Below are 15410 nucleotides of genomic sequence, written 5' to 3'. Positions count from 1 at the left end.
GCAGAATGAGAAAAAATCAATATTGAGGTTAAAAAGTTTGATTGAGTCTTTTTGACTACAGAGAAGGAGTTAATTTTTAAAATATCCCTTTTAGTAGATTTTATCCATCAGGATTAACTACCCATAATATGGGGTGCTGTCGAGTATGAAAATTTCTTTCACTAAAAAAATAACTGAAGTTAAGGAAAGCTAAAAAAAAGCTTCCCCATTTCTGAAGAAGCTTTTTAAGGTTTTTAGGAAATTTTTAATCCATTCCGCCTTTGCGGGTAGGAGAGCGTGGAGTTGGCCAATCCGTGGGCTCGCCATTTCTGCCTAGGGGGATTCTCAATTCTTTGGAAACCATTTCTGGCTCCTCGCAGGCCATGTAGACCAATATTGCGGCTAAGATGGCGTTGTTTTGTACGTCGTCGAAAACAATTTTGTCATAGGTGTCCAGGTTCGTGTGCCAGGTGTAATTATAGTAAGACCAGCTTAAGGAGGATAAATTAAATGCCGGTGCTTTTGCTGCTACAAAAGAAGCATAATCGGAACCGCCACCACCGGGATTTCCTGGGAAGGTAGTTTCGATATCCCGTGTGATTTCCCGGGGAACCTTAGAAAGCCAGCGACCTAAGTACTCATAACTGTCCACAAAGCCTTGTCCGGAAAGATTGGCTACTCGGCCGGTCCCATTGTCTTGGTTGAATAAGGCCTGCAAATTGGCGACAATCTCTGGATGATCCTCCACGAATGCTCTGGATCCATTCAAGCCTTGCTCTTCAGAACCCCAATGTCCAACTAGGATTGTTCTTTTGGGATTAGGATACACTTCTTTCAGAATTCGCATCACTTCCATCATCAGGATGGTACCAGTTCCATTATCTGTTGCGCCAGTACCCCCATCCCATGAATCAAAGTGTGCCGAAAGCATCACATATTCCTCTGGTTTTTCGGTTCCTTTGATTTCAGCGATAGTATTGAAGGTAGGCTGTACCCCGGTTTCTTTGGATTGGGCATTCAGATGGATCATCGGTTTCTTTCCGCTTTCGGCTAGACGATAAAGCATCCCGTAATCTTCAAGTGACAGATCGACGGTTGGTACTTTTTTGGTCATCGCAGAGAAAATCTTATTCGCTCCAAATCCTCTTGACCAGTAGCTCGTGATGATGCCCAAAGCACCGGCGTCTTCCAAGGCTTGAGGCAATTCTCTTCTTCCCAAACCGGTTTTTTGCAATCGCTGATTCCATGCCCGCTCAAATTCAGCACGCTCTTCTTTCATTTTCTCAAAAGACTCCTCGGTAGCCCATTCTTCCCAATTGTAATCAGGACGACCAGTCAATTGAGGGGTAGAAATCATAACATATTTCCCTTTGGCATTGGGTAGCCATGCCTGAAACGCTGAGGCATCAGCCAAGTCTGGCAAAACGATAACTTCGCCTTGAGCACCGCCTTCAGGAGAAGATGGGGACCAGGCAAGTTGCATTCCCGATAAGGAGCGAACCCAAGGTTCTACCATATCGATATGCGTGATTCCTCGATCCCAGCCGCGCCATTCGCCCCACTGTTCATTTCGGGCTTCGATGCCCCAGGATTGGTATTTTTCTACTGCCCAGTCATGAGCTTGTTGCATTTGGGGAGAGCCGACTAGTCGAGGGCCGATTCCGTCGAGAAGCTCATGTCCGAGTTCTTTGAGCTGGGAGTTTTCTCGAGCTTCTTTGATGATGTTGTCGATAACGGGGTCTTGGGCTTGTGCTTGGATGCCAAAAAATAGCATCAGTCCCATCCCTAAAAGGTAGTGTTTGATCATAGTAGATTTTGTTTAGAAAATAAAAATATGGGAAAGGCCTCAAAAGTGAAGAACCGCTTGTGGATATGTATTGAAATCAGAAAAGTATTTTTTATCTTTGCAACTGTATTCAGTCACAAAGTGTTTTGTCAAAGAAAGAAAAACTGATAGCCAGATTCCTCCTGTTTCCCAAAGATTTCCACTTTAATGAGATGGTAGTTATTTTAAAATATTTTGGGTTTTATGAGGAAAAAAAAAGGAAAAACTTCTGGCTCCAGAGTAAGATTTGAAAATGTGGAGGGAGTGCCTATTTTATTACATAGACCACATCCCAGCGGCATTATTAAACAGTATCAACTGAGGCAAATTAAAGAGATATTGAATTTATGAGATATTTAGAATACAAAGGATTTACAGGAAGTATTGAATATAGTCCTGAGGATAAATTGATGTATGGAAAAGTTTTGGGGATTCAAGGGCTCCTTTCTTTTGAAGGCGAAACTGGAAAACAACTAGAAGATGAATTCAAGTCAGTTGTCGATGAATATCTGAAAATCTGTAAGGAAGAAGGAAAAATTCCGGAAAAACCGTTTAAAGGAAGTTTCAACGTTCGGATTCCAGCGGCCCTTCACCAAAAAGCCGCATTGAGGGCAATGGAGGAAAAGACGTCTTTGAATAATTTAGTAGCCGAAGCAATTCGTTTGCATTTAAGCCGGGAAGAGGAATTGGCTTGATTTATTGTTTTAAATTTCCTCAATAAAATTGAGTAAATTATTTTCTTTATCAACGTTTTCATAATCGAGCATCTGATTTCAGTCAGGTGCCGTTGGGAATAGTAATCTAAAATTTTTCGGGATTGTAAATCTAAGAAGACATTTAAGGTAATCACTTCGTGAATTCAATGACATCGGCCGAAGCATTGACCTGATGCTTCCAGAAAAACAAAAAGAAAGAAGTTTTGGTAGAGAACGTTTCGTTGATCAAAGCCTTGGATCCTCCTTGGAGATTTGCATTTTGATACATTTCATTTTTAGCAGATTCTAAGAGTGATTTTTTACTAAGTCCACCTATACCAAATATATAAGTGGCATTTGCTTTCCCCTCAACTCGGTCTTGTACCTCATAATTTTTCTCCGAAAGGATAACTTGTGTATTTTGAGAATTCAAATTTCCTGTAAATGCACTATGGCTAGCACAACTGCCAAAAAAAAGCAAGGTAGATCCAAATAAAGCTGATTTAATTAATGATTTTTTCACTGTATAATGTAATTAAACTATGAATGAAATTAATATTATATCTAGGAGTTCAAGTGCTGTAATTCAAGCCTATCAGTTGATTTTTTCAGGCTTGGACTCTATGTGGTTAAAAATCAGTATTTTTGCTGTGGGTATGAAAAAGTTAATTCCTGAAATCAAGTTGAATTTCAAAATCTCCTGCATGAGTTTGAAATGCTTTTTGTATCTGAAAAGGACTAACTTTTCTTCAATTAACTGATTTTTATCAGAGATCACTCTTTTTCCTATCCGCTCTTCCCAATTCGGATGGAAATTAATTTTTGAATGAGTTAATTTACAGTTCCCAAAAGCTCAACTAACCGATGAATCAAAATCTGGAAATCCGCAGGTTTCTGCTCCAGGCCTTAGAGGCAAATACGGAAGAAAAATCCATCCTATGGCTCAAGCAAAAAGCCCAAAAAATTCAGGAATCCGCTTCCCCAACTGCTTTTTTTCTGTCTTTCAGCCAAGCATCACGCTATTTCACAAAAGATCTGCTTAAGCTCAGTGAGCAAGAAAAAAATCAAGCAGATCAATTGGTCTCGGGTTTTGAACCTGCCTTTTGGAATGTCCTTCAGAGTGCTAGATCATTTCTTTTGTTGAATTTACCAGAGGAGAAGGAAACCTGGTTTTCAGTGATGAATCAGCTTTTTGAAACCGGCGATATGCATGAGCAGCAAGCGCTTTTTGCTGCGCTTCCCATTCTGCCTTTCAAGGAAGATTTGCTTTCGCGGGCGATCGACGGTTGCCGGACGAATATGACGCTTATTTTCGACGCCATCGCGTTGAATAATCCTTTTCCTGCCGCTTTTTTTCCCGAAGCCAACTGGAATCAGCTCGTTCTTAAAGCGGTTTTTATGCAGCGTCCACTTTACCGCATTCAGGGTTTGGAAAAGCGGAGAAATTCAGCCTTGGCCGAGATAGCTTCAGATTTTGCCCATGAGCGATGGGCTGCCGGCAGAAATGTCATGCCTGAGCTTTGGCGATTAGTTGTACCTTTTGTACATGATCAATACCTTCCCGATCTCAAAAAGGTGATGAGCTCTGCAGATAAATTGGAGCAAAGTGGAGGAGCCTTGACCCTCTATGAATGTGATTTTGCTCCTGCAAAAGCCTTGTTGGCAGATTATCCCAAAATCTTAGCTTCCCTGGAATCAGGTGAAGTCACCTGGGAAAAAATTGGGAAAGAATATCAGGATTCCCGCGTTTAATAAAGAAACTTAATCGTACAAAAACAGAAGTTATGGCTAGATATATAGATCCACATATTCACCTGGTATCCCGGACAACGGATGATTACGAGGCGATGCAAAAGGCTGGAATTGTAGCGACCATCGAACCCGCCTTTTGGCTGGGACAGCCCCGGACAGAAGTAGGAAGTTTCAAGGATTATTTCAGTACCCTTGTAGGCTGGGAACGGTTTCGTGCGAGTCAATTTGGAATCGTTCATTATTGCACCATGGGCTTGAACTCCAAGGAAGCCAACAATATTCCCTTGGCCGAGCAGGTGATGGAATTGCTTCCGCTTTATGTTGGAAAAGAAGGTGTGGTGGCGATCGGTGAAATCGGATACGATGATCAGACCGAGGCGGAAGATCGTTTTTATCGGGAGCAATTGGAATTGGCCAAAGAGGTGGATTTGCCGGTGCTGATCCATACGCCACACCGTGACAAGAAAAAAGGGACTTATCGTTCCATGGATGTGGCTGAGGAGCATGGAATGGATCCAGGCTGGGTCATAGTCGATCATAATAATGAGGAGACGGTCAAGGAAGTATTGGACAGAGGGTATTGGGCTGGTTTTACGATTTATCCTCATACCAAAATGGGGTCGGAGCGCATGGTAGAGATCGTCAAACAATATGGTCCTGAACGAATTATTGTTAATTCAGCTGCAGATTGGGGGATTTCAGATCCCTTGGCTGTGCCAAAAACAGCAGACTTGATGCGCAAAATGGGTATTCCCGAGGAGCATGTGGAGCTGGTGACCTATCGTAATGCACTCACCGCTTTCTCGCTATCCGGACAGATGGACGAGAATGATTGGCTGAGCGCTCCGCCTATTGATCAGACCAAAAAGTTGGGAGGAAATTCTGTGCTCCGTGGGGGACAGGTACCCCGAGTGGAGGGACCTGCTGACCGAGTAGAAAACTAACATGAAGCGAGGAGCACTTTTCGCCTATTTGCAACTCACCCGCCCCGCAAATGTGATCACGGCGATTGCAGATATCTGGGCGGGTTTTGCCATTGCTGGCGGCTGGGTTTACTTGATTTCAGATTGGAGGTTGGGAGCTGGGGATTTCTGGCAAAATTTGCTTTGGCTTTCTCTCAGTACTATTGGGCTTTATGCAGGAGGGGTTGCCTTCAATGATATTGCCGATGCAGAACTGGATACAGTGGAGCGCCCGGAACGCCCGATTCCCAGTGGCAGAGCTTCCCAAAACGGTGCGATTTTGATGGCCACTCTCTTGCTGGTTTTAGGGGTTTTAGCGGCTTTTCAGGTCAATTTATGGGCTGGGGTTTTGGCTGTTTCGGTTTCGGTTTGTGCGTTAATTTACGATTATTGGGGAAAGCATCAGCGGATTTTTGGTCCAATTAATATGGGCCTTTGCCGCACAGGGAATTTGCTGCTGGGAATTGCCGTAGCCCCCGAGGTCCTCGGTAAGGTATGGCCTATTGGGGTCCTTCCTCTGATCTATGTGGCCGCGATTACTATGGTGAGTAGAGGGGAAGTACATGGGAAAAACAGGCGCTCTTTATTTGCTGGATTTTTTATGTATTTGATCATTTTGACCGCTATTCTAATTTTGGCCAAAATTCAAAATCCGAACTTCTGGCAGGTGATACCCTTCCTAGGCTTGGTCGCTTACATGATTTTTCCACCGCTTATCCGTGCAATTCGAACCCAAAGTCCTCAATTGATCGGAAAATCCGTCAAGGCTGCCGTAATTTCTCTGATCATTGTCAATGCATCGCTGACAGCCGCCTTCCAAGGCTGGGAATTTGGCGTCCTCGTTTTATTGCTGCTCCCCTTATCTTTGTGGCTGGCCAAAGCATTTGCGGTAACCTAAGGAAATATACTTCTTTGGGAAACTTTCCCCTCAATAGACCTATTAACCTTGTATGAATACCATCCTTCAGCAATCTTTTGCAGTTACTTTCCAGTATCCGGTCTGCTTTACAGAGGATCTGTTTGACCCGTCCAATTCACTATTTGTGGATGTTTTAGAAAAGGGGAAAAAGAATAAAACTTACTTTGTGATTGATCAGGGCGTAGTCCAAGCTTTTCCAGCACTCATCGATCAAATTCAAGCCTTTCAAAAAGCACATCAGAAGCACTTTTTTCTTAGTGCTTCACCGAAAATAGTTCCCGGTGGAGAGGCCTGCAAAAATGATCCTACGGTGTATCAACAAATCGTACAGGCTACCCATGAGTTTGGAATTGATCGGCATGCCTACATCGTGGCAATAGGTGGGGGAGCAGTGTTAGACATGGTGGGTTTTGCCGCAGCGATTTCCCATCGAGGCATTCGGCTGATTCGAATTCCAACCACTGTGCTTTCCCAAAACGACTCCGGAGTGGGTGTCAAGAACAGCATCAATTTCTTTGGGAAGAAAAACTACCTGGGGACATTTACCACACCCGTGGCAGTTTTGAATGACTTTAATTTTCTCAAAACCCTGGATGATCGAGACTGGCGATCGGGAATTTCAGAAGCCTTAAAAGTGGCCTTGATCAAAGATCTCAATTTTTTTGAGTGGCTGGAAAAACATCAAAAGGCGATGGCCACCCGAGACATGGAAGCGATGAAAACCCAAATCATCCGCTGTGCAAAAATGCATATGGCCCACATTGCAGGAAAAGATCCGTTTGAGCAGGGCTCTTCCCGTCCGCTGGATTTTGGGCATTGGGCAGCGCACAAACTGGAGCATTTGAGTGCCTATCGCATTCGTCATGGAGAAGCAGTAGCGATTGGAATTGCATTAGATTCGACTTATTCTCATCTTTTGGGTTGGATTTCCAAACAGGATTTAATGCGAATATTGGAACTGATTCAGGGTTTGGGCTTTTCGCTTTATGAACCTGAATTATCGGCAGAAAATCTCCTGCAAGGCCTTCGGGAATTTCAGGAGCATTTGGGAGGGCAATTAACCATCATGCTGTTGGAACAACTCGGAAAAGGAGTGGAGGTTCATGAAATGGATGATCACTTGATTCAAAAATCAGTCAGCTTTCTTCAAGAAAAGTCTAGAAAATTAAGTCTCCGTTAAGATGCAAATCGATACCCGTCATTTAAGTTACTGCAGCAATATTCACCCGGGAGAAAGCTGGGCAGCCACTTTTGACAACCTTCGTCGATATATCCCTCAAGTGAGGGAAACCCTTCAATTTGAAGGGCCTTTTGGGATCGGCTTGCGACTTTCCCATGAAGCAAGTTTGGAATTGGAAGCGAAGGATAAACTCGCGGAGTTCAAATCCTGGCTGAATTCGGCCAATGCCTACGTGTTTACCCTCAATGGATTTCCGTATGCGGATTTTCATCGTACGGTAGTCAAAGATCAAGTTCATGCACCGGATTGGAGTACTGTCGAAAGAAAGGATTATACCATCCGATCTTTTCGGATTTTAAGTCAATTGCTTCCAAAGGGAGTGGATGGGGGGATTTCTACATCTCCTATTTCGTATCGTCATTGGCAAGAAAGTGAATCGGATCGTACCCGGTTAATGAAAGCTGCTACTGAAAATCTGATGGAGGTAGTGGCTGAGTTGGCTCAAATCGAAACAAATAGCGGTAAGTTTTTACACCTCGATATGGAGCCAGAACCGGATGGTATTTTAGAAAATTCAGATGAAATGATCTGGCTTTTTGAAGCTTGGTTGATTCCGGTCGGGGCAAAGCTTCTTTCCGCGTCGATGGAAATTTCTGAACCTGAAGCAGAAAAATTAATCTACAAACACATTCAGGTTTGCTATGATGTCTGTCATTTTGCCCTTGTTTACGAAAAGCCTTTGGAGACGTTTGCCAAATTTAGAAAAGCGGGAATTAAAGTGGGTAAGGTCCAGCTTTCCGCGGCACTGAAAGTGAACTTAGATCAGGATCGTGAGCTGTTGAAGTCAAAACTTTTGGCTTTTGCAGAGTCCACTTACCTACATCAAGTGGTTGGGCGTAAAGCGGATGGAGAACATGTGGCTTACTGCGATCTTCCTGAGGCTTTGGAGAATCTAAGCTTAGCCAAGGAAGAGGAATGGAGAATTCATTTTCATGTCCCCGTTTATAATCCTAAATACGAGGATTTTGAATCTACCCATGCAGTTATCTCGGAGGTTTTGGGATTTCTCAAAGGTCATCCTGAAACTTGCAATCATCTTGAAGTAGAGACCTATACTTGGGAAGTTTTGCCACCCTCGGAGCGATTGCCATTGGCAGAAACCATCAGCCGGGAGTTAGCCTGGGTGATTCCGCAATTGAAACTCTTATGAAGAAAACCGTAGTCATTGATATTGTAGCACTTTCCTCCCGAGTCATCGGGGAGCATACGCCTTTTTTGAAATCTTGGATCGACAAAAAACAACATTCGGTCATCGAACCGGTGCTTCCTGCGGTAACCTGCTCGGCCCAGTCGGTTTACCTGACCGGAAAAATGCCGAATGAACATGGCATCGTCGGAAATGGCTGGTATTTTCAGGATGAATGTGAAATCAAATTTTGGAGACAATCCAACCGACTCGTCCAGTCGCCCAAAATCTGGGATAAACTCAAATCCGAAAACCCTGAATTTACTTGTGCCAACCTATTTTGGTGGTATAATATGTACTCCACAGTGGACTATGCGGTGACGCCAAGACCACTTTATCCAGCTGATGGAAGAAAACTACCCGATTGTCATAGCCAGCCTATGGAGCTTCGGGATCGACTTCAACAGGAGCTCGGGCAGTTTCCGCTTTTCTCCTTTTGGGGACCCAATGCGAATATCAGCTCCACTCAGTGGATTGCTGATGCGGCCAAAAAGGTGGATGAATGGCACAATCCAACTCTAAATTTAATCTATCTTCCCCACCTAGATTACGCCCTTCAGAAATACGGGATTGATTTTGAAAAAATCGGCAAAAGCCTTCAAGAGATTGATGCAGTTGCTCAGGATTTAATTACCTATTTCGAAAATCGAGGCGCTGAAGTGATTCTGCTATCCGAATATGGAATTACCTCGGTCAGCAAACCTATCCACATTAATCGACTTCTGCGCTCAGCGGGATGGATTCAGGTGAAAAATGAATTGGGGCTTGAGACGCTGGATGCGGGAACTTCGCAGGCGTTTGCAGTAGCAGATCATCAGGTAGCCCATGTGCATATCCAAGATCAGAACCTGTACAGTCAGGTTAAAGGTCTACTGGAAAATACGCCGGGAATCGAACAGGTGTTGGATAAAAAGGCACAGAAGGCCTACGGTTTGGATCATGAGCGATCTGGGGATTTGGTCGTCGTTGCCGATAAGGATTCTTGGTTTACTTACTATTTTTGGATGGATGATAAAAAGGCTCCGGATTATGCACGCTGTGTGGATATTCATCGCAAACCGGGTTATGATCCGGTAGAGTTGATTTTGGATCCCAAAATCAAAGTTCCCTTACTCAAAGTGGGTTCAAAAGTGCTAAAGAAAAAATTGGGTTTCCGTTATTTGATGGATGTGATTCCACTCGATGCAACATTGGTAAAGGGTGCACATGGGCGGATTCCGGAATCGGATGAGGATAAACCTGTTTTTGTTTCAAATACGAGTTTGAACGCTAAAAACACGATTCAGCCAACCGAAGTTTTCGAGCTGATTTATCGGGCCTTAAAGGCTTAAGTTTGGGCTAAGGCATCTTTGACCTTTTGCAGGTTTTCCTGCTTGACAGGCTCCCTGTATTTTTTACAAAAATCTGTATGGTATTGGTGTTTTTCCAAAAAGGAAAGCTGAAGTTCGTTCCATTGTGTCTCGGTAAGCTCAGGATTAAAGTATTTCAATTCCTCAAAAAGCGCTTCTCCTTGATTTTGAAATTGATCGGTCCCTAAATATTCCAGATCCGCATCGGCAAGAATTCGCTCCAACAAGTTTCGTGGCGATTGGGGGATTTTGGTGGCCATGATCATCCCAAAGATCATTTTTAAATCTCTGTCGGATAGTTCCTCTTTTAGATAATCTTGAGCAATTCGGCATCCAATTTCTTCGTGGTTTTTGGGGTTTTCGATGAATCCCGTATCGTGAAAAAGTGCAGCTATTTTTAATAAAAGGAGTTCTTCAGCAGGTAGCTTTTCAATTCTTCCGAAAAACTCTGCCTTTTCCATCACATATTCGGTGTGCGTTATACTGTGATAGGTCAGGTGTTTTGGGAGTCGTTTCAGAATATCTCTGAAGACGGTATGTTTCAATTCTTCAAAATCCATCAGACGTGTTTTTTACCAACTTTTTTGATGATTCCACCTTTGACTTCTTTGATCGTTTGAACATAGAAAAAGGCTTTTGGGTCTATTTCTTGAATGGCGAGTTTGATCCGATGTACCTCCAACCGGGTTACCACAGTCATGATGATGTCACAAGGATGCTTGATATGAAAGGTCTCCGGTAAGTAGCCGCGCTCCCCTTTGTAAACCGAAATCGCTTTGTTAAATTCTTTGACTATCAACTCTTTTACTTTTTCATCCTCTTTGGAAATGATGGTCAGGGCAGTATATTCTTCAAACCCCTCTACCACATAATCGGTGGTTTTAATCGCCGTAAAATAGGTGAGTATAGAATACATAGCAGGCTCTATGCCAAAAACAAAAGCGGCTGATAGCATCAGGATAGAATTGAGGAAAATCGTGATTTCACTTGCAGAAAGCGGTGAGTTTTTTTCTACATACTCGGTAATGACTTCAAATCCATCAATTAATCCTCCTCCTCGGATTATCAATCCGATTCCCATTCCCATCAAAAATCCTCCAAAAAAAGCGGCCAATACTTTGTCCTCAGTCACCGCGGGAACTTCTAGAAAGTGAAGAACGGCGACCAAAAGAAAAATCGAAAGACCAGATTGGATGGCAAAGGTTTCTCCAATTTTTTGCCAAGCCATCCAGAGAAAGGGTAAATTGATCAAGACCAAAAGGAGGTTTAAATTGATCCCAAAGCCCAAATTGACCAAAATGGCAATACCTGTCACTCCTCCATCCAAAAATTTATTTGGGAGCATAAATGCTTCCAATGCAATTGCTGCAAAAGCGACACCAATCACCGTATAACTCAGTGAAGAGAGGGAAAAAATCGATCTCCAATCGACTTGTTTTAGGCTATTTACCATTCGTGATCACAAGGTGTAGATAATTTGGTGTAATTTGTTTGATCTAGTAGCACAAACTCTTAAGTAATTAAATCAAATTAAAGCCCACCTCCAAACTTGAGGTGGGCTTTTTGTAAGTCAGTTCGGGTTTTGGGCTTTAGTTTTACTCCATCCCATTTGATTTTTAAGTTAATACGTCAAAGGTGTGGTTACTTTAGGCGCAGGTTTAGTCCAAGGGCTGACATCAAGTTTTCGGGGATTAGGAAGAATTTCATCGAGTGTATTCCCATCGTAAAGTCTTCCGTTTTTCACCACATGAGAAATGGTATTGGTGTTTCGAATATTTTCCAGAGGATTCCCATCCATGATGACCAAATCTGCCAATTTCCCTACTTCGATGCTGCCCAGTTCCTGATCCAATCCCAGCGCTTCAGCTCCTAGAATTGTTGCTGTACCAAGGGCATCCATTGGACTCATTCCTCCGCTGGCTACCGACCAGAGTTCCCAGTGGTAGCCCAATCCCTGAAGCTGACCATGTGATCCCACTCCGGCCAAACCGCCTTGCTTGACAATGTCATTGATGCCGCGTGCGTGATCTTCAAATACGTGATCTTCCGGTGCAAACCAGCCACCAAGTCCACCAACCCTTCTTCGGGCTTTGGAATTCATCTCATTATAGGGAGTAAAGCGATTTAATTTAGGGTCGTGAAGTGGACTTTCGGTCGTGTAGAAATAGTTTTCCGCCCAAGGACCGCCATAGGAAACCAGCAGAGTTGGAGTCACTGCCATCTTACTTTCGGCTATCGTTTTGGTGACATCTGAGTAAAGGGGGTAAATCGGAATTGAATGCTCATGGCCCGGATATCCGTCAAAAAGTTGAGTCATGTTAAGTTTGTAATCCAATCCCCCTTCGGTGGTAGGCATCAATTCCTGCTCTTTAGCAGCCATGATGACCCATTGTCGATGTTGTCTATTTCCGACCAAATACATTTTGATGTATTGGGTATTGTAGTATTTGGAGTATTGCTTCAGGACATTTTTGGTTTGCTCTTCGGACTTGAGATTGTACATCCAATAACCTACTCCGGGACCGGTAGAATACACACGAGGGCCAGGGACCATTCCTGCTTCCACCATATCGGCATAGGTCAACACATCGGTGGTTGCCGTTTGCGGATCTCGAGTCGTGGTGACGCCGTAAGCCAAATTGGCCGCGTAAATCCAAACGCTGTTTTTATGCAGGTTCCAGGTCGGCCACATGTGTGCGTGCGTATCGATAAATCCCGGTGTGATGGTTTTACCGCTCACATCGACGACTGCTGCATTGCCGGCTTGCAAGGTGCCCGTTTCCCCGATGGATTTGATCCGGTTATTTTCGATCAAAATGTCCCCGTTTTCTATGACCCGATCTCCATTCATGGTAATGATTCGGGCATTTTTCAAAAGAATGGAGCCTTTTGGGGTGTCCTTGGCAAAGTACACTTTTACCTGCCGCTCCTCGGGTTGGTAATTTTCCTTTTCCTTTTGCTCAGCTTTATGAATGCTGTCGGCTTTGGCTAATGCTTTGTCAGCTTTGAAAAGCGAATCGATCCGCTTTTTCTCAGCCTTTGCCAACGAGTCCGCTCGCCTCACCGCTTCTTCTCCTTGAGCTTTCAACGTGGAGACACTATCTGCCTCGGCTAGCATTTTGGCTTTTTTAGCTGCTTTGACCGAATCTTCAAGGGATTCAGCCCGAGCGATGTCGTAAACCCAGTGCCCGTTGCCCAGCGACCAATGGACTTTTTTTCCATTGGCTTCCCAAGCCGGCCATTCTCCCCCGATTTCAGTAAGCTGACGGGAAGGGAAGTTACTTGATTTGGGTTCGCCCACGTTGATGGTTGGGGTTTTTCCGACCTGAGGTACGGTGACGATGTACACGTTGTTATTGACTTGGGCAAGTGCCTTGTTTCCTTCCGGGGCCATCAAAATGGTACTGGCACTGGCAGGCTGCATTTGAGGTTCTTGGGCGGAAACTCCCTCAGGAAGCATGCAATAATTCAAAACGGAGGCCGTGGAAATTGGCTTTCCAAAAACATATTTGAAGTCCTCCAATTCGGCATCGTGGTCATGTCCCGCATGGGGATCTGCTACCGATCCAAAGGGCGTAATGCCTTTGATTTTCACATGTTCTTTCTGATCGTGTCCTTCCCAGTTTACCGAAAGTAAGGTGCCTCCCGGGCCGTTGAGGTAAATTCTGTCCGGGTCTTTGGTGAAATGCGCATTTCCGTAGTTTCCCGCATCCATGATTTTGGTAAAGCCTCCACCTGCGGCAGGCATCCAGACGAGTTCGGCCTCTGAACCATTTACTCCAGGACCTTCAGCTTCGAATTGCACCCGATTAGGACCTTTAAACACCACAATTCGATTATTCGGACTCCAAACGGGGCCCATATATAGGGCACTTTCTTGGGTGATTTTTGTGACGTTGGGATTTCCGTTTACCTGGGCGGTGTACAAATTTCCACCTTCGGATTCATCCCAAGTGGTAAACACCAGTTTGCTTCCATCAGGACTCCAGCTGGGCATGGCTTCCGTGAAATTGTGATTGCTGATTCGCTTTGGATTCCCATCGGGATAATCCATGACATAGAGGCGATTGAGTACTGTAAAGGCCAATTTCTTTCCATCGGGAGAAGGAACCGCATCTCGGATTTGGGTGGCGAGTTTGGCTGTGGTGTCCTTGATGGCATAGTTGAAATACAATCGAGGTCCCATGGCTAGTTTGACCTCTGCCTCGAAAGCAATCTCTCTGGCCGATGATCCGTCCACAGGGAGCTTCCATATTTTTCCTCCATAGGAAGCAATCAAATGCTGGCTGTCAGGAGTGAAAGACATCGCCGGCAATACGCCCTGAGGAGCGATGGACTCCTGCTCATCCCGCTGTACAGGATAGGCCAACCATCGCTCATCACCGGTTTCCATATCCCGAATGATTAAGCCCGTTTTATCATCATAGCGTGAGCCATAAGCCATCCATTTGCCATCTTTCGAAAGGGTGGGCGTAAATGCCGAGCCGTATCGGGATGAGATGGAGGTGATTTTTCCTTCTTCCAAATCATAGGTTCCAATTTGATATTGGGGGAGCAGGGCATTGTAGTTCCAGGCCCCATTTCGGTGGGAAAAGTAAACTTTTTTGCCATCCGGACTGACCACAGGGTCGATGGTTTTCATACCAGATGGGTCCGGATTGAGCTGAATGCCTCCACCACCGTCCTTGTGATACATCCAGAGTTTGGTGATGCGGCGGCCTTTGGCAACCACAATATAGTCACCGTCTGGTGACCAAGCTGCGCCCGGCACATCGCCATTTTTGTCTTTGGTGACCTGCACGGTATCTTTTTTAACTAGATCGATGTACCAGAGATTGTCACTGCCGGCACGGTCGGAGGTAAAAAGGATTTTTTCTCCATCAGGAGAAAATCTCGGATGGGTTTCATAGGCCATTCCAGAAGTGATGGGAGTGGCTTTTCCGCCTTCGATCGGAATGGTGTAGATGTCTCCCATCAAATCGAAGGCGATGGTTTTGCCATCTGGACTGACATCCAGGCTCATCCAAGTTCCTTCGGAAGTGGTGAATTTTACTTCCCGTTCTGGCTTCAGCGGAAGCTCTTTGAATTTAGGATAGTCCAGGGAGTCTTTTTTGGTGCTGTCATTTTGCAGCAGGGGGTTGTAGGGGGAGAATTCAAGAGCCAGTAGAGACTGGGAATTCAGGGCACTCATGCTAAATAGCGTAAAAGCAAGTGCGAGTTTGGGGAGTATAATTTTTCTCATAAGGGATCAACTAATCGGGCATTAATCTACTGTTAATCTTCGATTTTGCCCAATTATTTTAGGGCCATCCAAAAAAATAGATCGAATTCGGTCAAAAACAGGAATTGTTCTTTTTAGAAATTGAACACTTTGTTTGAGAAGAAGCTAACTTCTTCCAATCCGTAGTCCAAATCGAGTTTTTGTGAACTTTTGGTTCTGCTCACTGAGGTCAAGTCAGTGACTAGAATCTCAACCCGGAGTGAAAAGGTACTATGAATTTGT

The 15410-nt window shown here is 44.4% G+C and carries 13 protein-coding genes; 8 read left to right on the top strand and 5 right to left on the bottom strand.

All coding sequences use genetic code 11. The features are described from left to right. Window positions 1-244: 244 nt before the first annotated feature. Window positions 245-1786: a M20/M25/M40 family metallo-hydrolase gene (locus Q0L00_RS05625; protein WP_297335889.1), complete on the bottom strand. Its 1542-nt coding sequence runs from the start codon at window positions 1784-1786 to the stop codon at window positions 245-247. A gap of 222 nt (window positions 1787-2008) precedes the next feature. On the opposite strand from Q0L00_RS05625, the gene Q0L00_RS05620 reads away from it, so the two are divergent. Beyond that, on the top strand, window positions 2009-2155 hold the full coding sequence (locus Q0L00_RS05620; protein WP_297335888.1) for a type II toxin-antitoxin system HicA family toxin: 147 nt from the start codon (window positions 2009-2011) through the stop codon (window positions 2153-2155). Beyond that, the gene (locus tag Q0L00_RS05615; protein WP_297335887.1) at window positions 2152-2499 is read left to right on the top strand and encodes a type II toxin-antitoxin system HicB family antitoxin; all 348 of its coding nucleotides are present in this window, start codon (window positions 2152-2154) and stop codon (window positions 2497-2499) included. Before Q0L00_RS05620 ends, Q0L00_RS05615 begins: the two co-directional genes overlap by 4 nt. 151 nt (window positions 2500-2650) lie before the next feature. Here the strand turns inward: Q0L00_RS05615 and Q0L00_RS05610 are convergent, their stop codons facing one another. Then, a complete protein-coding gene (locus tag Q0L00_RS05610; RefSeq protein ID WP_297335886.1) occupies window positions 2651-3022 on the bottom strand; it encodes a DUF6567 family protein in 372 nt (123 codons plus the stop codon). Window positions 3023-3363: 341 nt separating this feature from the next. Here Q0L00_RS05610 and Q0L00_RS05605 point away from each other — a divergent pair, with 341 nt between their 5' ends. Genes Q0L00_RS05605 through Q0L00_RS05580 form a run of 6 tightly spaced genes read left to right on the top strand, consistent with a single transcriptional unit; the run spans window position 3364 to window position 9889 of the window. After that, window positions 3364-4251, top strand: a complete 888-nt coding sequence (locus Q0L00_RS05605) for an EboA domain-containing protein (protein WP_297335885.1) — start codon at window positions 3364-3366, stop codon at window positions 4249-4251. A 32-nt stretch (window positions 4252-4283) separates the two neighbouring features. Further along, complete coding sequence (locus tag Q0L00_RS05600; RefSeq protein WP_297335884.1) at window positions 4284-5195, top strand: TatD family hydrolase; 912 nt, start codon at window positions 4284-4286, stop codon at window positions 5193-5195. A gap of 1 nt (window position 5196) precedes the next feature. Next, a complete protein-coding gene (eboC, locus tag Q0L00_RS05595) occupies window positions 5197-6111 on the top strand; it encodes a UbiA-like protein EboC (RefSeq protein ID WP_297335883.1) in 915 nt (304 codons plus the stop codon). Between the two features lie 52 nt (window positions 6112-6163). Continuing rightward, window positions 6164-7312, top strand: a complete 1149-nt coding sequence (locus Q0L00_RS05590; RefSeq protein WP_297335882.1) for a 3-dehydroquinate synthase — start codon at window positions 6164-6166, stop codon at window positions 7310-7312. Window position 7313: 1 nt separating this feature from the next. Next, complete coding sequence (gene eboE / locus Q0L00_RS05585) at window positions 7314-8522, top strand: metabolite traffic protein EboE (protein ID WP_297335881.1); 1209 nt, start codon at window positions 7314-7316, stop codon at window positions 8520-8522. After that, complete coding sequence (locus tag Q0L00_RS05580; protein ID WP_297335880.1) at window positions 8519-9889, top strand: nucleotide pyrophosphatase/phosphodiesterase family protein; 1371 nt, start codon at window positions 8519-8521, stop codon at window positions 9887-9889. Before eboE ends, Q0L00_RS05580 begins: the two co-directional genes overlap by 4 nt. Here the strand turns inward: Q0L00_RS05580 and Q0L00_RS05575 are convergent. The 3 genes from Q0L00_RS05575 to Q0L00_RS05565 form a co-directional block, all read right to left on the bottom strand. Further along, on the bottom strand, window positions 9886-10467 hold the full coding sequence (locus Q0L00_RS05575; protein WP_297335879.1) for an HD domain-containing protein: 582 nt from the start codon (window positions 10465-10467) through the stop codon (window positions 9886-9888). The genes Q0L00_RS05580 and Q0L00_RS05575 overlap by 4 nt on opposite strands. After that, window positions 10467-11360 carry a YitT family protein gene (locus Q0L00_RS05570; protein ID WP_297335878.1) on the bottom strand — a complete coding sequence of 298 codons (894 nt, stop codon included), beginning with the start codon at window positions 11358-11360 and terminating at the stop codon, window positions 10467-10469. The genes Q0L00_RS05575 and Q0L00_RS05570 overlap by 1 nt, the downstream gene beginning before the upstream one ends. Before the next feature lie 168 nt (window positions 11361-11528). Next, entirely contained in the window at window positions 11529-15149 is a 3621-nt protein-coding gene (locus Q0L00_RS05565) for an amidohydrolase family protein (RefSeq protein WP_297335877.1), read from the bottom strand. Window positions 15150-15410 lie beyond the last annotated feature (261 nt).

The sequence above is a fragment of the Algoriphagus sp. genome, from assembly GCF_024305035.1.
Taxonomy (GTDB): domain Bacteria; phylum Bacteroidota; class Bacteroidia; order Cytophagales; family Cyclobacteriaceae; genus Algoriphagus.
The sequence above is the reverse complement of the archived record's forward strand: the minus strand, read 5'-3'. Positions and strand labels throughout refer to the sequence as shown.